This is a genomic window from Parasphingorhabdus litoris DSM 22379, assembly GCF_020906275.1.
GTDB lineage: Bacteria > Pseudomonadota > Alphaproteobacteria > Sphingomonadales > Sphingomonadaceae > Parasphingorhabdus > Parasphingorhabdus litoris.
In genome coordinates this window covers 2867705-2888927 of record NZ_CP086727.1, presented here as the reverse complement: position 1 = coordinate 2888927, position 21223 = coordinate 2867705, and the positions used below count along the sequence as shown (strand labels likewise).

Below are 21223 nucleotides of genomic sequence, written 5' to 3'. Positions count from 1 at the left end.
TGCTTTTGGCGTTTATACTTGACCAACCAAGTTTTGTTGCGTCCAGCGGCAGGACGATTGCTCACCCTACCATATCCCAACGCTTCAATGTCTCGGCCAGATATGGGCGGGAAACTGGAACGATTAGGCCGTTGGACAAGGCTAACTGTGCGGTCCTCCCCGATTTATGGATATTCATCACAGCTGTGGTTGCCACCCACCATGACCGGTGAACCCGAAGTCCCGGAATATGGTCGACACCTAGCAGGGCATCCGAAAAACGCATGAGCGTCATAGCACTACGGTGGGAGGAGTGCGCACGCACATAGTGATCCTCGACTTGCAGACACAGGATATCACTTGCGACATCAGACGGTAAGCTCTGGATTAACTTCGGGTTGCTTGGAACTTCGTTGGCGACGGTTAGTGCCGATCCAGCCGGAGCTTCAGGCGATGAAAACGCACCCGAATTAGGTGTAGCTGATCTCACTTCGTTCCACAGACGATCCTCGATCAATCGCTCGGAAAGGAATGTGTAGGCACCGCCGATCAAGGATATCGACACGAATATTTCCACGACATCCGCGACGTTGACCTGCCAACCGCTCATCACGTGGTTCGATACGCCAATAACGAAGGCCATGGGAATCGACGCCAACATCGCGGAAATGGCCCGTCTCGAAATGCGACTGCGACTGCGCATGCGCTGAAAGTGCCATAGGACCATATAGGAGAAAGTCGATAGGACGAGCCATGCCACCATCTGAAGCGTCCAGTAACCTATGCGTTCAAAACCTCCGAAGCGGTAAGTGCCGAATGGAGCCAAGAATGCCAGCACGCCGGCGAATAGCATGGCCAGTCCGGCATGACCAACTAAGCGCAAATACCAAGTTGGAGAATGTAAATTCACGAAATCGCGCATCGTGACCGGTCCTTCATAGTGCGGTTAAGTTAATAATACGAAGCAAATTGCGCAACCGCGAATGGACGATGGCGCAACTCAGTCAGCCTAGATAGCAGCTCGCTCTATCGACACCCTGCCGCATTGGTTGGGTTACGTAAGGAGTAAAAAATGAACAAGACTTACTTTTCCACGGCAGTCGCTGGTGCGTGCCTCTTGGCGTTCCCGGCACAGGCTGAAGAGTCTCAGGATTCGTCGATCAGCAATACCGTAGCTGCGGATGAGCCGGGGCAAGATGATAAGAGCGATGGCGACATACATGGCTTCTTCGCAATTGGTTCCGGTGCCGTCCCGGCGTTTGATGGTGCGAAGAAGTACCAGCTCGTACCTCTCATGCTCGCGGACGTTGAGTGGCAGGGACTGGTGCTCGAGGTTCGCGGGCTCAGCGCACGGCTGGACCTGTTCGGACCGAGCCAGTTCCAGCTCGGCCCTATTGTCAACTTCCGTGGCAAACGCGATAGCGCCGACGACGGTAAAGGGAAGGTGAAGTTGCTGGACGATGTCGACTCGGCCGTAGAAGTCGGTGGCTTCATAGGATATCGCTTTGGAGGCAACGAATACGGACAAGGCGAAGTTGCGGTCGACGTCAGCGTTGCGAAGGACGTGTCGGACGGTCACGAAGGCGTGATCGGCACCGCGCAGATTTCCTATGTCGCCTATCGGAGCCAGAAGCTGTTCGTGAATCTTGACGCGCAGGCAACGTTCGCCGACGATAAGTACATGAACGCCTACTTCGGTGTCTCGTCCGAAGAGGCGGCTCGCTCAGGTCTTCCAAGCTACGAGGCCGAAGAAGGCATTCGAGATGTTGGTGCCGGTGTTACCGTCGGCTACCAGTTTAGCCGGCGTTGGGGTCTAATTGCCCGCGCTGGTGCCAGTCACTATCTGGGTGATGCGAAGGACAGTCCGATCGTCGATGAGGGCTCGAAGATCCAGGCGATCGGCGGCCTCGCCGTCTCGTTCCGATTTTGACGATATGGCACGACCCGCACAGGAGACATGAGCCTCTCCACCGAATTCTGACAATCATTCAATAAAGGGATGGCTTATGAGCTACTATACCGCTCCGATCTCACTATCGCTGTTCACAATTCCGGGGCGCTCGACCAGAATGAACAGGATATCGGCTGAAACACAGGTTCTAAAGCCAGAGCTGGCACCTGTCTCGACGGCCTTTACCTTCACGCAGGTCGAAGGAACCAGCGGTGAGGTAAGGGTTCTCCTGGTCACGGACTACCGCGGAGCCCACATTGAGGCGATCGATCTCGCAGATCTTGGCGCACCGGTTGGTGCGGACGTGTTCGACGCTTCTGCCGCGGTGGGTGATGAAGCCTTAAAAAGGGCTGCGACAACTAGAGGCTCTCGATCGCGCTATGTGATCGATGATCTCCTTCCATCGGGGGCGATGGTTGACAAGCATCTCGCGACGGGCGCCAACTTCTTGGAGCATGCCAAGGAGGCTAGTAGTAGGACGGTCTTTAACTTCCCCAAGTTCGGCAAACCGACGCCGGCTCGCACGACCTTGGTCGTCAAGCCTGGCACATTGATGGACTACGAAGCCGAGATCAGCGTCAGGTTCGACCGCGACATTCGATCGATCGCGGACTTTAGGGCCGCCCGTATGGGGTTCTTCCTGTGTGGTGATTTTACTGATCGAGCCAGGCTGGTGCATATGATAGATTCCAAGAACATACGTTCAGCTCGTGGTTTCAGCGACGCTAAGAGCGGAGCGGACTATTTCCCAACCGGTCCGTTCCTCGTTATTCCCCACAATTGGCGAACATTCATACAGAAAGAGCGGATCGTGACTTACCTGAATGGGGAACTGCGTCAGGACGCTCGCGGCGGCGAGATGATACTAGATTTCGAAGCTCTGGTTGCGAAGGCGCTAACGAACGGCGGAGGCGGAAATTATTGCTTCCGTGGCAAGCCGATTCCGCTTCTCGACGATGAAACAATTGCTCGTGGTTCTGCTGTCATGTCGGGCACCGGCGAAGGCGTTATCTTTATGCCGCCGACGTGGGAGGATAAGCTCGGTGGAATTCTAGACCATATCCTGTTGGGAAGATTTCTTCACGAAAAGTCTCCGTTCAATTCGATAGCGAATCGTTTCGTGCGGAACGAACTGAAGGCCGAGCGCTACATGCGTGTAGGCGACAAGGTTGTGCACGAGTCGAGCTCCATGGGCGCCGTCCATGTGAAGCTGATTGCCCCTGACGACCCACGGCAAAATATAAGAAAGCCGGGATCGAGCGTCCCATCTATTGATGATGAAACCTCATTGACATGTATGAGCGGGGAACATCGGTAGTATGGCAGACAGCAAACATTTTGTAGATGATGCCGGATATGGTGTGGGCGCTTTAGCCAGCGCCAGTTTTGCCACTGTTCCTGGGCTCTTGCTGCTCTTCTACCTGACTGACACACTCGCGATCTCGGCAGGTCTCGCTGGTTTTATAGTCTTCCTGCCCAAGCTATTCGACGTCTTCGTAAACCCCGTCGTTGGGCGCCTCTCGGACAAGACGAGGACCAGATTCGGAGCCCGTCGTCCTTGGATGATAGTCGGCGGTATACTCTTCCCACTGGCGTTCATCGCCACCTTCTGGACACCGTATTCCGGAAACACCGCAGGGGTCTGGGTCGCTGTCAGCTTTGCGTTGGCAAGTCTGACCTTCTCTTTGTTCGTGGTTCCTTGGTCTTCGCTACCAGCCGAGATCGCCCCCGACACAAACGCACGCACGTCGATGGCTGCATGGCGTATTGCCTTCCTTTCTATAGCCATCTTGCTTTCAGGTGGATTAGCACCTTTGATCGTGGAAGATGCAGCCGACGCGCGAAGCGGTTACAAGGTTATGGCGCTGACCTTAGGCTGCATGATGATGGTCGCAACCTTGCTGGTGACCTTCTTCGGTGCTCGGCGATCGCAGCCAGGAACAACACTGCCTGCACCAGCCGGCGGCTTTCGCGCGAGCGTGGGTGTGTTAAAGTCGAGCCAGGCCCTTCGCGCAATGTTCTGGTTGGTCGCGCTGACAGAAATCGCAGCGGCAGTGTCTCTCGCTAGCACGCCGTATCTCGCAAAATACGTGCTCGGCGACTCAGGAGCTGTCGCGAGCATGTTCATTTTTCTTACGGTGCCACTGCTCATTACAATGCCGGTTTGGCGTTCCATAGCAGTCGGGCGGGGAAAGCGGCCAATGCTGCGCACGGCGCTGTTGATTTATGCTGTTGGATCGCTTTCTCTCGTTGCGCTCACCGCCTTCCCAGTTGATTCTCGCCAGTGGTTGGCTTTCGCCTCTGTGTTCGTGGTGGGTGTCGGCTTCGCCGGCACTTCGATGCTCCCCCAAGCGATGTTCGCCGATGCACTTGCCTACGAGGCGTCGACTAGTGGGGTGTCGAACACCGGTTCTATGGTAGGTGCTTGGAATGCGGTCGAGACGATATCGGGAGGATTAGGTGCTGCCACGTTCGCGTTAGTGCTGGCGATGACGGGATTCATTTCGACCGGGAACGACTCGATCGCACGGCAGCCGCAAGCTGCGATTTTGGGCATAGTTCTTGGTGCAAGTCTCATCCCAGCGCTTGCCGCGTTCTTAGCCCAATACCCACTGCGCGAATTCAACCTTTCGGAAGCGAAGGTCGACTTAGCGACACAGGGAGCAAACTGATCAGCAGGCCATTGATCACCCGACCATATTGGAAAGTTCGCTTATAGGGAGAGTTGAAGAATTGTTTGTGGGTAGGCCAATCACCTGGAGATTTGGCTGGATCAGAAAAATCACAGGTGACGTCGATCTGGAAGCCAAACTCGATGAATGAAAGCGCTTCTACAACTTCCACAGACCGCATGGCAACTTCAAAGAAAAACACGCTATGAAGCACTCAGAGAAAAGCTGTAATCACATGTAGAGTGTGTCTCACCTGTCACCCGACGTTACATGTCATGCGGCAAGCAGAGCAGCTGCCGGAACCCAAGCTCGACACAAAGGCAAGGCGCGAAACCTACCAAATCATCAACAAGACCATGCAACCCTTGTTAAAAATGAAAGGGTTCCGGCCCGTGGCTGAGCTGGAGCATCATCTGAGCCAATATGGTGACTGAACAAGACTGAATAGTCCGCTTTTCTGTTGTCTGTGGGGCACGACTATCCCATACACCTCATAGATGCCCGCACGCAGGGCATTGGGACTTAGTAAAACTCCTGAACTGAGCGGTTGGTGCTGACCGTAACAGCGCCGCACACCTTGCCTTATGGTCGGGGAGCCTGCGACGTAAGTCCAGGGCTCTCCGGCCTAAAGGTCTTAGGGATCGGCTTGCTTGGTTTACAAACTCCCTGATCACCAAGATCAGGTGTGAAGTCGAAAGCGGGGGCATACCGCAGACGACTTCCGGGGAGACCGGAATGCCCAAAGGAACGATACATAGAGAGACCGGCATATTGCGCCAGGCGCCGTTGGTCTATGCGCTGAAAATTGACGGCGGTGGCCGGTGGATGCTTGATATAAAGGGCAACGCTCGAAAGCTGATAGGAGAACGCGTGACCATTGAGGGAAGCGGATGGGCTTTGATCTGATCTATGTCGACCAGATTTGGCATGAAGGAAAGCAATGGCGAAGAAGCTGGTTGAGCTCCATGAGCTTTTGGTTCGCTCTAGCTGTCCTATTACTTCCCTTTCTGGCTCAATGGCTCTGAGCTTTTGCCACTCTATCGTGAATGATTATTCGAACTGAGAAACGAATAACAGGTCGATGGTGAGTGAACTGCGAAGCCGTATATCAGTCTCCTGTTTAGCCTCTCTATGAAAAACCATTTAGGTATATATTATTGGTATGACAACTATTTGTTATTGGAATGCATAAAAGGTTGACATAGTGGTTTTCAGTGTCCATTTTCCGTTGCATAAAAACAAATGCAGGGAGAAAGAGGATGCTTCGGAAGAATGCAGACGCGCAATTGCAGCGTCGCTCATCAATCACAAAAATATTGCTAGCTGGTTGCGCAACGGCGGCATTGACAATGCCTGTTCAGGCGCAAGAGCAGAGTTCTGAAGCAAGTACTGATGATGAAAATGTTATCGTCGTATCGGGTATTCGCGGAACTATCCAAAATTCGATTGAAGAAAAGCGCATATCCACGGAAGTCTTCGATGCCCTTTCGGCTGAGGAGATAGGCGATATCCCGGCGCTTTCGATCGGTGAGGCGTTAGAAACCCTAACCGGCGCAGGTTCACACCGCGAGCAAGGCGGCGCGACCGAAATTTCGATTCGTGGTCTTGGGCCGTTTCTGGGTTCTACCGTGATTAACGGTCGTATCGCATCAAATGGCAGCGGGGATCGTTCCGTCAACTTTAGCCAATTCCCTTCCGAGCTGTTCAATAAAATCGGGATCTACAAGACCCAGGCCGCCAGTTACATCGAAGGCGGCGTGGCCGGCCAGATTGCTCTCGAAACCGTCCGGCCGCTGGATTATAGCAAGCGGCGCTTTCAAGGTAATTTCAAGCTCAATATCAATCCCGACAATCTTGATATCGATGCAGACCAGCGGTTTCAGAAATTCGGTTATCGTGCAACAGCCAGCTATATTGACCAGTTCCAGCTGGGTGATGCAGAGCTTGGCATCTCGCTCGGCTATTCTCGTAACAAAACGTCCAATCCTGAGCAGGAGGCAAATGTCTCTAACACAATCCGGGCCTGTGTGATTGATCCGACAGATTCCGACCAAGGTATTTTTGATACCGATAATTGTGATACAAATGCGGATACAGTGAACGGTTTGCGCGATGGTAGTGTGACAGAAGATTTTGTGATCGCACGGAACAGCTATTCATTCCGATCTAACATTACCGATGATGAGCGCGATTCATTTTTTGGTGCAATTCAGTTCAAACCCAGTCCCGATGTCGATATCAATGCCGACTTCCAATATTCAAAACGCCTTTTCCGCGAACAGCGCAGCGATTTGAACTTCGCGGAAGGTCGCCGTATCGATGGTCCGGGTGATCCAAATCGTATCGATCTCCCGCTTATTTTCACTGAAACTGGCGCTTTACGGCAGTTCACCAACGAGCAGCGTATTGAAGCTGTCAGTGAATATCTCGAACGTGATGAAGAATATTATGGCGGCGGGCTATCGCTTGATGCTCAGGTCACCGACCGGGTTAAGATCTCACTTGATGTTTCCTATTCGAGAACACAGCGCGTCGAAGAAGCGGTGCAGATCCGCTTCCGGACCGAAGATGGGGAATCAATCTTCGGAAATACGGATGGAGACGGCAATCCGTTTTTTCCGGAAGCTTTTGAAAGCAATGACGTCCCGAATGCTGGTAGAACAAACGGCGAAGATGATAGGGTAGAAACGGCTACTCTGATTAGGCAGAATGGCTCGCAGGCATTGAACTTCATTACCCAGAATTTTGATGTAACTGACCATAGCCTGTTTGCTAATGATCCGCGGCTGCGCGCTGATCTGGAGCAGGATCGTTTCAATAGCGTGTGGGCGTTCCGCGGGGATGTCGAATATGAAATGGAGGGTTTTTTCTCATCATTGCAGGCTGGTGCCCGGTATCAGCAACTTAGGTATAGAGACGTGCCCGGCGCTTCGGGAGCCAGCCGGTTTCAAAATAACTATAACGACACCGACAGTACAGGTGCGCTGGCGGTGGCAAATCAAGAATGTCGTACGAGCTTTCCCGAAACTGGATTCCTATCCTCAGTTTCTGGCGGCAATCCATTGATTACCAATATTGACTTGGACGGCAATGTGATCAGTACGTCCAACACGTTCGCTACCTTCGATGCACTATGCATCGCGCAGGTTTTGGAGCGTGAAGATCCATCGGGTCTGGAATTTGATGAAGATGGTGTTCCTATCTTCCCTACCGGTGATTTTGATTCGATCCAAAATACTGATGTGACAGAGCGTAGTTGGGCTTTATACGGTCAAGCGAATTTCGAGACTGATTGGGGTAATTTACCCGTTCGAGGTAATGTTGGTTTGCGTGTGGTCGGCACGGACGTGATTTCTAGAGGATTTCAAGCTGGTCTTGTGGTTGAGGCCGATCCGGTCTCAGGTGACTTTACGCTGAGTCAGAGCGGCAACCTAGTTCCTCGTCAGACGAAGAGCTCTTACACAGAATTCCTGCCGAGCCTTAACCTAATTGCGGAGTTCCGGCCCGATCTTCAAGGACGTTTTGCGGTTTATCGTTCGCTGTCGCGGCCTGATCCCTCTAGTCTTGGCGATGGTCGAATATTCAATTTGAACAACGATGACTTTGTTACCGCTGAAGAGGCAATAGCAAATGGCATTGATACTATTACTGCCACCGGCAACCCGGCTACTAATCCGTTGCTTTCATGGAATATAGATGCAGGTGTCGAATGGTACCCAAATGAAGACACGATCCTGGCAGTTAATGCTTATTACAAGAGCTTTGATGGCGGATTTGAAGTGAACGGTTTCTTCGAAAACTTCAATATTAATGGAGTGGATCGAAGTCTGCTTGTGAGCTCAGTCAACACCAATGAAGATAGCAGCACAATATATGGTGTCGAGGTGACAGCCGCACATCGGTTAAGTTGGCTGCCCAAGCCGCTTGATGGTCTTGGCTTCAAGATTAGCTATAACTATGCGGACTCCAATTTTGAGTTTGAGGACGACACGTTGGGTGCGATAACGTCGCTGAATGATGATAGTACGACAAGCACTAATAACGGATTGATCGTTCCTTCGAACTTGTTTGGTTTCTCTAAGCATGTTTTGTCGGCGCAGGCCTATTATGAAATCGGTCCGTTCGATTTCCAGGGCGTCTACAAATATCGCAGCAACTACTTCCAACAGTTCGTATCGACGCCGGGCCGCGTCCGTTACGTTGACGATGTTAGCGTTTTCGAGGCCCGCGCATCCTTCAAATTGAATAACAATGTGAAGTTTACGATCGAAGGCATTAACTTGTTCAACGAGCCGCGGACCAATTTCCGGGGTGCACCGGATGATTTCGGAGCAATCCAGGTTTATGGACCACGCTATTTCGCTGGCGTTCAATTCAAATTTTAGGTCCAACAGAGGTTGGTGCGACTGGGTTTGTATCGGTCGCACCAATATACTCAATTTTGACAGACCAAATCGGTCGACAATTTATAGAGGTTTGAGCTAAACAGTAGAGTAAGTGGTCGCAATTAGTTGGAATGGAGTTCACGAGCATATGGCTGAACAGAGACTTTATCACCGCGTTGCAGAACAAATCAGGCAACTGATTGATGAAGGAGTTTTTCCGCCAGGAACCCGCCTACCCGGCGAACGTGAACTGGCTGAGCGCTTTGATGTCAGCCGTGTCACCATTCGCGAAGCCGAGATCGCTCTTCAGGCCATTGGGCATATCGAGATTAAGACCGGCTCTGGAGTATATGTTAGCGAGGAGCAGCCGCGCCAGCCTGGCCAGCTTCCGGAAGTTAGTGCCTTTGAAGTCACCGAGGCGCGTTCCCTTATTGAGGCAGAGGCCGCGGCTTTGGCTGCAAAGATTATTTCCGATGAAAATCTTGAAAAACTTGACGATTTGATTGAGACAATGGGCAATAGCGATGAAGAAACGTCGCTGGCCGCTGATCGCGAATTCCATGCGATGATCGCACGGTCATCAGGTAATGGAGCCATGGTTCATGCCATCGAGTCGCTGTGGCGCATGCGCGAGGAACTTCCCGAGGTTAAACACAGCTATGACGCGGTTTGCGAGGAGGATGCGACCGCCCGTGCTACAGAGCATCAGGCGATTCTTGATGCATTGAAAGCCCGTAATCCGGAAGCCGCACGACGCGCAATGCGTGAACATTTTTTACGTCTGATAGGCTCGATGCTGGACGTGACAGAGCAGGAAGCTTTGCGTGAAGTGCAACAGCGTGCACTCGAAAGCCGCGAACGCTTTCTTGATGTCGCCCGGATGGGGTAACGAACTAATTTCCGTTTATTGGTAATAGCCAGCTGAGCGTTCGTCTTCGGACGATCAAAGTCGTGTGCTGATTCATGGCCTCGCTGGCGCTGTTGCATAAAAGTTACACAGAGTAATTGTCTTTCCACTGGGATCGGACTCTTTCCAAATTCAGTCTTGCTAAGCATTTCTAAACCAAGCTTTTTATTAGGTCTGCATAATTGGTATGACAATTATACAATGATAGGTGTGCATTAAAGGTTGACATATCTACACCGCAAAGTCAGTCTTCAGGCAAATAACAAAATCACTTGGGAGGGGATTCGATGAATAAAGTAGGTATTTCTGCGCGCACGAAAGGCGCGCGCGTAAGTCTGGCCAAAGCACTTTTGGCCGGTTCAGCATTAGCAGCAGTGGCTTCACCAGCTTATGCGCAGGACAATGAGGTCAATGAAACGGTCGATGCGGATGAAGACGTTATTATCGTCTCCGGCATTCGCAGTTCTCTCGCAAGCGCGCTTAACGAAAAACGCGAAGCAGACAGTCTTATCGAAGTCATTAAGGCTGAGGATATTGGCAAGCTTCCCGACCAAAACCTCGCGGAGGTTCTGGAAAACATCACGGGTGTTCAGATCACACGCGAAAACGGCGTTGGCACCGGTGTTCAAATCCGGGGTACGGATAGTAACCGGCTCGAAATTAATGGTGTAACCACTGTTGGCGCGGGTAATGGACGCGGCGGTATTAACTTTGAAGATTTGAATCCGTCAATCATCGCGGGTGTAGAAGTTATCAAGGCGCCTGAAGCGAAGCACATTGAAGGTTCCGTTGGTGGTACGGTTAATCTGAAAACCATTCGCCCGCTTGATCTATCTGAGACTCTCATAAGCCTGCGCGGGCAACTTGAAGACAGCAGTCTTTCATCTGACGGCTTGAAGCCAAGAATTTCAGGCGCGATTGGTAAAAAATGGGAAACTTCCGACGGACGAGAATTTGGGTTTGTTTTGAGCGGTAGTTACACCGAATCAGCCAACACCGCTTTCCGCCCGCGTCTTGATCGTGATAATCTGACAGACTGTACAGGTGCAACTCCGCCGACCTCGTGTCCGGCTGGAGCGCCAGGATTTCTCGGGGTTCAGTTCTTGAATCAGGTTCAAGAGACTCAGAATTTCGAAACAATTAACATCGCTGCCTCTGTTGAAGGTCAGGTTACCGATAATCTGAAGCTTTATGCCGACTATATTTATACGGATCAAACGCGACGGTTGTCCGGTTCGAGAGTACAGTTTTCTAACGTTAGTCGGTTGAACGGCGCAAGCGATAGAACCAATGGTGGCAATATTAACTTCACAGATTTTGCGACGTTCAATTTGGGACGCGACGCCATAGGTCAAGATCTTGGCAGTATTCTGGCCGTCACAGCAGGTACTTTTACGCCGCAACAGAGATCGGATTTTGCTACCGACGCTGACTTTAGAAACGCACGCGGTGCGCCATTCATGCGCGTATCCAGCGACAATGGTTCGCGTTTGACCACAAGCGATGTTTTCATAGCTGGAGCTGAGTGGGAAAGTGACCGGCTAAGTATAGCTGCCGAATTCTCTAGGGTATCCGCAGACACGGTCAATCCAAACCTGTCTTCAACCCTCAACTTTATCAATCCGAACTCGGACATTGCTCCAAATAACGATGCTGGTACTAGCTTTCGGGACGAAAATGGCATCCCGATCATATTCGACCTGAGGGATGGCATTTCCTTCGGTATTAATTTTGCCGACCCATTTGCACCAACAGCAGCTCAGTTGCTGGATGGAAGCAATTATGTGCTTGATGGCACTCCTACATATTCCGCTAATATTCAGGAAAATGAGGAAAACGCATTTCGATTTGACGCCTCTTACGATTTTACTGACGCGATAGGCTTTATTAGCTCAGTTGATGCTGGCTATCGTTATAGTAATCGCACGACCCTCAGGGACAACAGGCAAGCGTCTCGTAGCGGTTCAAGCTCATTGGCTGGCAGTTTGAACGCAGGGGGCATTTCGGACCTCCTCGCGGAGATTCCTAATAACTTTGGGGATGGCACGGGTAGCGATTTGTTCGTTTCGGGCGTGTTGCACTTAGATCCGAACAATGGCGCCAATCCGGAAGATACAGTAGCGGCGATCAATGCGGCCGCTGCGGCCCAGGGCCTCGGACCCATCTTCACTTCAGAGCTGACCTCGATTGCAGGTGACTTCTTCGATATTGAAGAAGAGACGCATGCTATTTACGGTCAGGTCAATTTTGAAACTGAAGACAGAAGGTTCCGCGGGAATGCGGGTCTACGCTGGGTTGACACCTCTATATCTTCGACAGCCAATGTGTTGGGCGCTGGTGATCCAACCTTGAATACGATTGAAAGCGGTTACAGTCACTTTTTGCCGCGCGTGAACCTCGCCTTTGATGTAACAGATGACATTACCTTGCGGGCGTCTTATTCTCAGGAAATCAATCGGCCTGGCTTTGTGAACATATCATCTGCGCTAGAACTTCCGGATGCAGGTCAAGTGAACAGTAACGCCGAAGCTGGTAACCCAGATTTGCGACCGGAAGAGATTACCTCATTTGATGTGTCCGCAAGCTGGTATTTTGCGCCTGAAGCTGTCTTTAGCATAGGCTATTTCCGCAAGGAACGTGACGGGCTGTTTGGAGTTAACGTTGATGAGCCGGGCGGTCCGGGCGATCCAGGCGTTATTGCGCCTAACACGCGCGACACTGTCGGTCCGATATGCGAAGGCGGCGGGATTTTCTCTCCACTGACAGAAGCAGGTATTTTCGGTAATGGCGAGACAGGTGTCTGTGTTGGACTTGAAGCCCCATTCAATTCAAATGGGACAACCACTCAACAAGGCATTGAGGTCGCTTTCCAATATAACTTAAGTGATTGGGAAGATAGGCTTGGCAGCTTTGGATTTCTCTCTGGTTTGGGTATCGTGGCCAATTACACATACCAAACCGAAAGTAATAATTCCGGTTTCACCGATATTGCTGGCTCCCGGGCTCAAGCAATCTTTGCGGGACAAGGTTTTGATCCTGACGTAAATCCTGTGCAGCGTGAAACGGCTACTTTGCTGAACCTGTCTAAGCACGCTTATAACGTGACAGCATTTTACGAGAAATACGGTATATCAGCGCGGGTACGTTACACGTGGCGTGACACGTTTAGAACGGACGATCTGCCTGGTACGGGTAACGTGTTTGAGCCTCTTGGCTTCCGGGGCGCTGTTGAATCTAGAGGTCAGCTAAACGCTAGCGTAAATTATGCAATTACTGACCAGATCAACGTTGGTGTAGAGGGAACTAATCTGACCAAGTCTAGTCAGAATATATCTTGTGTAAATGATGGTGCGTTGTTGTGCTACGAAGGTATCACCGATCGCAGAATTCAATTTGGGGTTAGCTTCACTTACTAGAGAAAATGTCGTTTAGATCGGTGGCGTGAGCTGCCGATCTAAAGCGGAAAATAAAATTGGTCAGTCTTTGCCTCACGGATTTGGATTAACCATCTAGTCGGCCCGCAGAATCACTTTTGGCGCTACCTTGAGTTTCTAGAGGAAGAGTTGAGAGAGTGATTGGAAACTAGCTAATCGCCAATTTCCAGAACTCCAAATGGGGGAATGGCGCAGCGGGAGCTTGAACCTGCTGCGCCATTTTGGTCCAAGGCTATGGTCGTCCAAATGAGGCTAATAAATTGGTATGTCAATTTGGTAATATAAATTGGTTGACAATTTAATATGTGCCAGATACGCCAATGATAGATAAAGAGAGGATTTCCGGGGATGATCGTCAGGCTCGGCCTGTTTGTAGCAATATGTTCCGCAGTCGCATTTCCGGCTGCTGCTGAAACATATTTCGTAAAAACCCAGAAAGACTATTTCACCGCCGAGAAGCAGCTGAAGGCAGGCGACACAATTGTCCTGGCCGACGGTGTCTGGAAAGATTTCGAGATCAAATTCTCGGGCGCCGGAACCAAGAAAAAGCCAATTACCTTGCGTCCGCAAAGCGTGGGCAAGGTTATCCTTTCCGGCGAGTCCAACCTTCGGATCGGCGGCAAATATATGGTTGTGGCCGGGCTGGTTTTCAAAAATGGCTATAGCCCGACCGGCGAAGTAATTTCTTTTCGGCGCTCCAAGAAGGATTTGGCCTCCCATAGCCGCGTTACCAATGTGGTCATCGACCATTTCAGCAAACCAGATCGCTATGAGAGCGATTATTGGGTCGGCCTGTATGGCAAGCATAATCGCTTCGATCACAACCATCTTGTCGGCAAAACCAACAAGGGTGTGACTTTCGCTGTGCGGCTCGATTCCACACAGAGTCAGGAGAATTACCACCGCATCGATCACAACTATTTCGGTCCCCGGCCGGTGCTGGGATCGAACGGTGGCGAAACTTTGCGCATCGGTACAAGTAAATATTCGATGTTCAATTCTCATACGACGGTGGAGAATAACTATTTCGACCGCTGTGATGGCGAAGTGGAGATTATTTCATCCAAGGCGGGGAATAACATTTTCCGCGGCAATGTGTTTTTTGAATCAAGCGGAACGCTGACGCTTCGCCATGGCGATGGCAATCTGGTCGAGAACAGCGTCTTTCTCGGTAATGGCAAAGATCATACCGGCGGGATCCGGGTGATCAATCGCAACCAGACGGTACGCAACAACTATATGGAAGGCCTGCGCGGCACGGGTTTTGCCAGCGCGCTGACCGTGATGAACGGTGTACCCAATTCTCCGGTCAATCGTTATGTTCAGGTCGACAATGCGATTGTCGAAAATAATACAGTCGTCGACAGTGGCCGCATTACTTTTAATGCCGGCGCCGACACAGAGCGCTCCGCCGCGCCAGTAAATAGCCGTTTCAAGAATAACCTGCTGGGCGGCACAGGCGCTGGGACATTCGTCAAAATACAAGACGATATCAGCGGCATTGCTTTTGCGAACAACATATTGACCAAAGGCAAGATCGAAAAGCCAGTTGCAGGCATATCGGAAACCGACATAGCTCTCGAACGTGCAGCCAATGGTCTGCTCTATCCTGAAGGGTCGAATGCAGGCGCATCTCGTGACCTGAAGCCCATTACGCGCGATCAGGTTGGTGTAAAATGGTATCCGAAACCGTCGGCTGGCGAACGCTTCGGAACGGGAAAGACCATTTCAGTAGCGCCTGGTGAAGATAGTTTGACAGATGCCTTTGCAGCCGCCGCTGATGGCGATAGCCTGATCCTGAGTACGGGCGACTATCTGGTGAACAAGGTTCTGCCACTGGACAGGGTCATTTCCATTCAGGGTCCAAAGGATAGTATCGCAAGGATCAGTTTTGCCCGGCCATCGCTAATTGAGATCAAGCAGGGTGGAAGTTTGCGTCTGACCAACCTTACCATTGACGGCGATATGGCACCGGATTCCGTTGGCAATGCTGTCATCCGCACGACGATTTTTCCGATCCAGTCAAACTTTCTGATCGATTTCGACGGCGTCAATGTAACCAATCTGGACGTGAACCGGTCTTTTCATGTCATCACATTGGGCAAAAGCTCATTTGCCGACCGTGTGAGCATAAAAAACAGCAATTTTTCCAATATTTCGGGTTCGATTTTGCAGGCTGCTGCGGAAACCGAGGATTATGGGCAGTATAATGCCGAATATATCGAGATATCCGGTTCCAATTTTAAAGATATTGGCGGCGAAGTTTTCAACATCTATCGTGGTGGCCGGGACGAAAGCACATTCGGGCCGCATTTTTCACTGACCGATTCCAATTTCATGAATGTCGGACGCAGCAAGAACAATATCTCGAGCGCTTCCATGGTCCTTCACGGTGTCCAGTATAGCGATATTCGCGACAATAATTTCCTCGATGCCGCTCCGATCAAAGTCGTTCACACGGTTGGCAGGCCGCAAACCCGGATATCGGGCAACATGGCGCAGAATATGCGGGAACCGATACTTGAGGAGTTAAATTATGAGGGCGCGCATCGCGCTACGCTGTCCGGTAATAAATTTGAAGGCGCTGCAAAGCCATGAAGAGCAAGCTCCTAGCGGTCGCAATGTGTGGTGTTGCCTCTTCTGCCGCGATTGCTGGACCGATCGAATATTCTCTGAACAGTTCTGCGGCGGCGGTGCAACAATATGCACCATTGTTTCAAAAAGAGTTGGATCGTTCGCGGTCATTTGTTGATCAGATGATGGAGGCTGGGGTCGTCGTCCCCATCCCCAAAGACCCCGGCGGCGGTTATACGCACGAACAGCACAAGCAAAATTTCAAAATAATCTATCAAGGCGGCCAGCTCTACAAGCTCACCGGCGAGCAGAAATATGCCGACTATGTGCGCGATATATTGCTTGCCTATGCAGACCTCTATCCGACACTGGGTGAACATCCAGCACGCAAAAATAGCCAAAGCTCGGGCCGGATTTTCTGGCAGGTACTGAACGATGCGATGTGGATGGTCGACAGCATCCAGGGCTATGAAGCTATTCGCGACAGCCTGTCAGAAGCCGATCGCAAAAATATTGATGACAATGTCTTTCGCAAGGCAGCGGCGTTCCTGTCCACTGGTTCAGCGGTTACATTTAATAAGATACACAACCACGCCACCTGGGCGACAGCCGGCGTAGGAATGACGGGCTATGTCCTGGGCGACAAGGAATTGGTCGATGTCGCTCTTCTTGGACTGGACAAAAGCGGCAAGACAGGGTTTCTGCGGCAGAGTGAGTTACTGTTTTCGCCCGACGGCTATTATACCGAAGGCCCTTATTACCAGCGCTTCGCGCTTAAACCCTTCATTGTATTCGCCGGGGCGATTGAGAAAAACGATCCTTCGCGAAAGATTTTCGAACATCGCAATGGGATATTGCTTAAGGCCCTGCGCACCACGATCCAGCTGACCTATGATGGTTATTTTTTCCCGTTCAACGATGCGATCCGGGACAAGAGTCTGAAAACAGACGAGCTCTATCATGGCGTTGCCGTGGCCTATAGTAAAACACGCGATCCCGGACTTTTGTCGATCGCGCAGTGGCAGGGGCGCACGGTGCTTACCGATGACGGTATGATGGTCGCCAATGACTTGGCCGCTGGCAAGGCCAGCCCGTTCTCGTTTCAATCGCTGCTGCTCTCCGATGGGCCAGAAGGCAAACAAGGTGCGGTTGCGATCATGCGCAAGGGCGATGGCATGACCGGACAGGCTCTGGTTGCGAAGAACAGCTCACAGGGCATGGGCCATGGCCATTTCGATAAACTGAGCTGGCAATATTATGACAATGGCTATGAGATCGTCAGCGATTATGGTGCCGCCCGTTTCCTGAATATCGAAGCCAAGCAGGGCGGCCGTTATCTGCCTGAAAATGAAAGCTGGGCGAAGCAGAGCATCGCGCATAATAGCCTGGTCGTGGATGAGAAAAGCCATTTCAACGGCGACAGAAGGGCCGCCGATAAACTTGCGCCGGAGCAGCTCTATTTCACCAATGAAATGGGAAGTCAGATCAGCACCGCCAAAATGACCGGTGCCTATCCTGGGGTTGAATTTACGCGAACCTTGGCATTGCTAGACGTCGAAGGTCTAGGGCAACCGCTCGTGGCCGATATTATGCGTGTGGATGCCGAGGGTGATTATGCATATGACCTCCCGCTCCATTATAATGGGCATATCATGCGGGTCGGGTTTGATGTGAAATCCAATGTGGCGGGTCGTCCGGTTTTAGGCGAGAGCAACGGCTACCAACATATCTGGGTTGATGGCACGGGCAAGCCAACCAGCGCTGACAATGGCTTTGTCACCTGGATTAAAGACGACCGCTTTTACACCGCGCGATGGGTACCCCAAGTGGGCAGCGAGACGATTCTGGCAGAGAGCGGTGCCAATGATCCGGACTTTAACTTGCGCCGTGAGCAAATGCTCGTTCAACGCGTGACGAGTGGCAAGGATATCGTGTTTGCGAGTATTCTCGAAGCGCACGGACGCTATGACGGGGCCGCAGAGCGTACGACCGCAAGCGATAGTCAGGTCAAGACGATCCAGCATGTTCGTCATGGCGGAGCGGATTTATTGCTGATCGAAACGCTGGCTGGCGCGAAGTCGGTACTCGCCATTTCCTACGATCAAGACAAAAACAAAAAACATACGGCCGCGATAGATGGTCAGACAATCAGCTGGACGGGCTTTGCTGCCCATCTTCGTTTGGGGGGAGAGTGATATGAGCGGTACAGCCTTGCAGGAACGCCAAAGCGAAACATTTGTGCTTGGTGCAGACGCAGAAGTCGAAACTCTGGAGCCGGGCATCAAGCGGCAGATATTGACCTATGGCCCGGATCTGATGCTGTGCCGTCTGTGGTTTGATTCCGGAATATCCGGCACTGTTCATCAGCACCCGCATAGCCAGATCAGTTACATAGAATCCGGACGTTTTCGTGCCATGATGGGCGGCAAGGAACAGGAACTGGGCGCCGGTGATAGTGTCGCCATTACGCCGGATACTGATCACGGGCTTACATGCATCGAGGCGGGCTCCTTGCTCGACATATTTAATCCCGTTCGGGAAGACTTTTTGACAACGGGGGAAAAAGCATGAGCAGCGCTCTGAAAATTGGAAAATTCCGTTGGGCCATTGTTACGCTGGTCGCGATTGCGACGATCATCAACTATATTGATCGCGGCGCGCTCGGATTCCTCTGGCCGGAAATTTCCGAAGATCTTGGGCTTACCAAGACCGATTACGCGATCATCCTGAATGTCTTCACATTCGCCTATGCCTTTGGCCAGACGCTGTTCGGCAAGATTTTTGACTGGATCGGCACCCGTCTCGGCTTTGTGCTCTCGATCGTAGTCTGGTCAGCCGCAACCATGTTGCATGCGGTCGCAACCGGCCTCGCGAGCTTCGCAGTATTTCGTGCAATTTTGGGCGTGTCCGAAGCAGGCAATTGGCCCGGCGCTACCAAAGCCAATGCAGAATGGTTCCCGATCAACGAACGCGCACTGGCGCAGGGTATCTTCAACTCAGGCGCTGCCATTGGCGGGATCGTTTCTGCCCCCATCATTGCTTATCTATTTGTCTTCCTCGGCACTTGGCAGGCAACGTTTATCGCGGTGGGCGCGCTGGGTTTCCTTTGGCTGGTTCCCTGGTTGATAATGTATAAGTCCGGTCCAGATACGCACCCTTGGGTCTCGGAGCCCGAGCGCCAATATATTCTCACCGGTCAACGTAATGAAGAATCCGGCGAAGTGGCCGATTATGCACCCAATTCCAAAGAGATACTCTCTCGTAAGGAAAGCTGGGGCGTCATCATGGCATCTTTCTTTCTTGATCCGATCTGGTGGCTTTTTGTCGGCTGGTTGCCGCTCTATCTCAACGAGACCTATGGCTTTGGCGTGAAAGAAATCGGCCTCTATGCCTGGGTGCCCTATGTGGGCGCAATGTTCGGTGCCTGGTTTGGCGGACTGCTCGCACAAAACCGTATCAAGGCAGGTTGGACAGTAAACAAAACGCGCAAGGCCGTGATCAGTCTTGGCGGATTGATCATGCTTATATCGTTGCTGATGACTACACAGGCCGCGACTCCCTTAGTCGCTGTGCTTCTTATGGCGGCGATTCTCTTTGGCTTCCAAACAGCTGTTGGCAATATCCAGACTCTGCCCAGCGATTTCTATAGCGGCAAATCGGTTGGTTCACTCGCCGGTTTTGCAGGGACGGCCGCAAAGCTGGCGGTTGTCGGGCTCAACTTCCTGATCCCGATCATCACCGTAAACAGCTACACGCCGGCCTTCATCGTCGGCGCTGCTCTCGCCATTCTCACTGTTTTGTCGGTTCTGGTGTTCTGCCCGGACATCAAACCGCTGAAATCCAAATCCGCTTAAAATTTTCATCAATTTATAGACAGGGAAAAACATGACTAAATTGAAAGATAAGGTAGCAATCGTAACTGGTGGTAGCCGTGATATTGGTCGCGCTGTCTCGGTGAAGCTGGCCGCTGAAGGTGCAAAGGTTGTGGTGAACTATTGCAACAATGAAGAGCAGGCCAATGACACGCTGGCAGAAATCGAAGCGGCTGGGGGAACAGCTATTGCTTGCAAGGGCGATATGATGAAACCCGAAGATGTCGACGGTTTGGTAGCTGCGGCGCAGGCTGCCTTCGGCGATAAAATCGACATTCTCGTCAATGTGACGGGCGGGATGGTTCAGCGCAAAGGGCTCGATGAAATGGACATGGAGTTTTTTGAGCATGTCATGCGGCTCAACGTGACTTCGACCTTCCTCGCAACCAAGGCGGTGGTTCCCCACATGTCAAAAGGCAGCGCTATCGTTAATTTTGCTTCGCTGGCAGGCCGTGACGGCGGCGGCCCAGGTGCGGCAGCCTATGCTACGTCCAAAGGCGCTGTGATGACCTTCACGCGAGCGATGGCCAAGGATCTGGGACCGAAGGGCATTCGCTGTAACTCGCTATGCCCGGGCATGATTGCAACATCGTTCCACGATACGTTCACTGCCGATGCCGTGCGCGAAAATGTCGCCAATTCAACCCCGCTGCGTCGCCAAGGCCTCGCGGCGGAAACAGCAGATGCGACTGCCTATCTGGCTTCGGACGAAGCGTCATTCATCACCGGTACCAATATCGACATTAATGGCGGCCTGTTTTTCTCCTGATCTGAAGAGATAGCGAAACGAACATGGATATCGAACAAGACCTCGAAGCGCGGCTTAAATCAGCGCCTGTCGTGCCTCTGATTGGGGCGAGCGATACAGCTGTTGCGGTCGATACTGCCAATGCGCTTGGTGCGGGCGGTCTCAGCGTCATCGAGGTCGTACTTCGTACCGATGAAGCGGTTGATTGTATGGAGGCGATTGTCAACGAGACATCGGGGCTGATCGTTGGCGCCGGAACCGTTCTGACGGTCGCCCAAGCAGAAGAAGTCATCGCCCGCGGTGCGCAATTTGTGGTTTGTCCCGGGCTGGTCGATGAAGTGGCGGAATATTGTCTGGCACAGTCGGTGCCGCTCTTTGCCGGCACCATGACCGCCGGTGAGGTCCAGCGCGCCTATGCCTTGGGACTACGCACAGTGAAATTCTTTCCGGCATCACTGGCCGGCGGTGTGCCGATGTTGAAGGCGCTATCCTCTGTCTTTCGCGACATGCGTTTCATGCCCACAGGCGGCGTATCGGCTAGCAATCTGGGCGATTTTCTCGCCCTGCCCTCGGTCGTTGCTTGTGGGGGCAGTTGGCTCACCCCTGCCGCCGAAATCGAGGCGGGCAATTTTGATGCAATAACCACATTGGCGCAGGAAGCGGTTGCCATAGGCCGCCAGGCGCGTCCCACGGAGAATTAA

15 protein-coding genes are annotated in these 21223 nt (G+C 52.0%); 14 read left to right on the top strand and 1 reads right to left on the bottom strand.

Going from position 1 to position 21223, the window contains the following annotated elements:
• Positions 1-61: 61 nt before the first annotated feature.
• Positions 62-901 (bottom strand): LytTR family DNA-binding domain-containing protein, encoded by an 840-nt coding sequence (locus BS29_RS13995; RefSeq protein ID WP_229954256.1) that lies wholly within the window; start codon positions 899-901, stop codon positions 62-64.
• Between the two features lie 150 nt (positions 902-1051).
• On the opposite strand from BS29_RS13995, the gene BS29_RS13990 reads away from it, so the two are divergent.
• From BS29_RS13990 to BS29_RS13925, 14 genes are all read left to right on the top strand, one after another.
• Positions 1052-1909 (top strand): MipA/OmpV family protein, encoded by an 858-nt coding sequence (locus tag BS29_RS13990; protein WP_229954255.1) that lies wholly within the window; start codon positions 1052-1054, stop codon positions 1907-1909.
• Between the two features lie 76 nt (positions 1910-1985).
• Positions 1986-3248, top strand: a complete 1263-nt coding sequence (locus BS29_RS13985; RefSeq protein ID WP_229954254.1) for a fumarylacetoacetate hydrolase family protein — start codon at positions 1986-1988, stop codon at positions 3246-3248.
• 1 nt (position 3249) lies between these two features.
• Complete coding sequence (locus BS29_RS13980) at positions 3250-4602, top strand: MFS transporter (RefSeq protein ID WP_229954253.1); 1353 nt, start codon at positions 3250-3252, stop codon at positions 4600-4602.
• Between the two features lie 275 nt (positions 4603-4877).
• Positions 4878-5036, top strand: a complete 159-nt coding sequence (locus BS29_RS13975) for a hypothetical protein (protein WP_229954252.1) — start codon at positions 4878-4880, stop codon at positions 5034-5036.
• Between the two features lie 301 nt (positions 5037-5337).
• Positions 5338-5508, top strand: a complete 171-nt coding sequence (locus BS29_RS13970; protein WP_229954251.1) for a DUF5818 domain-containing protein — start codon at positions 5338-5340, stop codon at positions 5506-5508.
• Between the two features lie 353 nt (positions 5509-5861).
• Positions 5862-8987 carry a TonB-dependent receptor gene (locus BS29_RS13965; RefSeq protein ID WP_229954250.1) on the top strand — a complete coding sequence of 1042 codons (3126 nt, stop codon included), beginning with the start codon at positions 5862-5864 and terminating at the stop codon, positions 8985-8987.
• Positions 8988-9135: 148 nt separating this feature from the next.
• Positions 9136-9876 carry a FadR/GntR family transcriptional regulator gene (locus BS29_RS13960; protein WP_229954249.1) on the top strand — a complete coding sequence of 247 codons (741 nt, stop codon included), beginning with the start codon at positions 9136-9138 and terminating at the stop codon, positions 9874-9876.
• A 305-nt stretch (positions 9877-10181) separates the two neighbouring features.
• Entirely contained in the window at positions 10182-13310 is a 3129-nt protein-coding gene (locus tag BS29_RS13955) for a TonB-dependent receptor (RefSeq protein ID WP_229954248.1), read from the top strand.
• Positions 13311-13676: 366 nt separating this feature from the next.
• Positions 13677-15926, top strand: a complete 2250-nt coding sequence (locus tag BS29_RS13950) for a polysaccharide lyase 6 family protein (RefSeq protein ID WP_229954247.1) — start codon at positions 13677-13679, stop codon at positions 15924-15926.
• Complete coding sequence (locus BS29_RS13945) at positions 15923-18097, top strand: heparinase II/III domain-containing protein (RefSeq protein ID WP_229954246.1); 2175 nt, start codon at positions 15923-15925, stop codon at positions 18095-18097. Before BS29_RS13950 ends, BS29_RS13945 begins: the two co-directional genes overlap by 4 nt.
• Before the next feature lies 1 nt (position 18098).
• Entirely contained in the window at positions 18099-18473 is a 375-nt protein-coding gene (locus tag BS29_RS13940; protein WP_229954245.1) for a cupin domain-containing protein, read from the top strand.
• Complete coding sequence (locus BS29_RS13935) at positions 18470-19756, top strand: MFS transporter (RefSeq protein ID WP_229954244.1); 1287 nt, start codon at positions 18470-18472, stop codon at positions 19754-19756. The genes BS29_RS13940 and BS29_RS13935 overlap by 4 nt, the downstream gene beginning before the upstream one ends.
• Positions 19757-19787: 31 nt before the next feature.
• The gene (locus tag BS29_RS13930) at positions 19788-20543 is read left to right on the top strand and encodes an SDR family NAD(P)-dependent oxidoreductase (RefSeq protein ID WP_229954243.1); all 756 of its coding nucleotides are present in this window, start codon (positions 19788-19790) and stop codon (positions 20541-20543) included.
• 23 nt (positions 20544-20566) lie between these two features.
• Entirely contained in the window at positions 20567-21223 is a 657-nt protein-coding gene (locus tag BS29_RS13925; RefSeq protein WP_229954242.1) for a bifunctional 4-hydroxy-2-oxoglutarate aldolase/2-dehydro-3-deoxy-phosphogluconate aldolase, read from the top strand.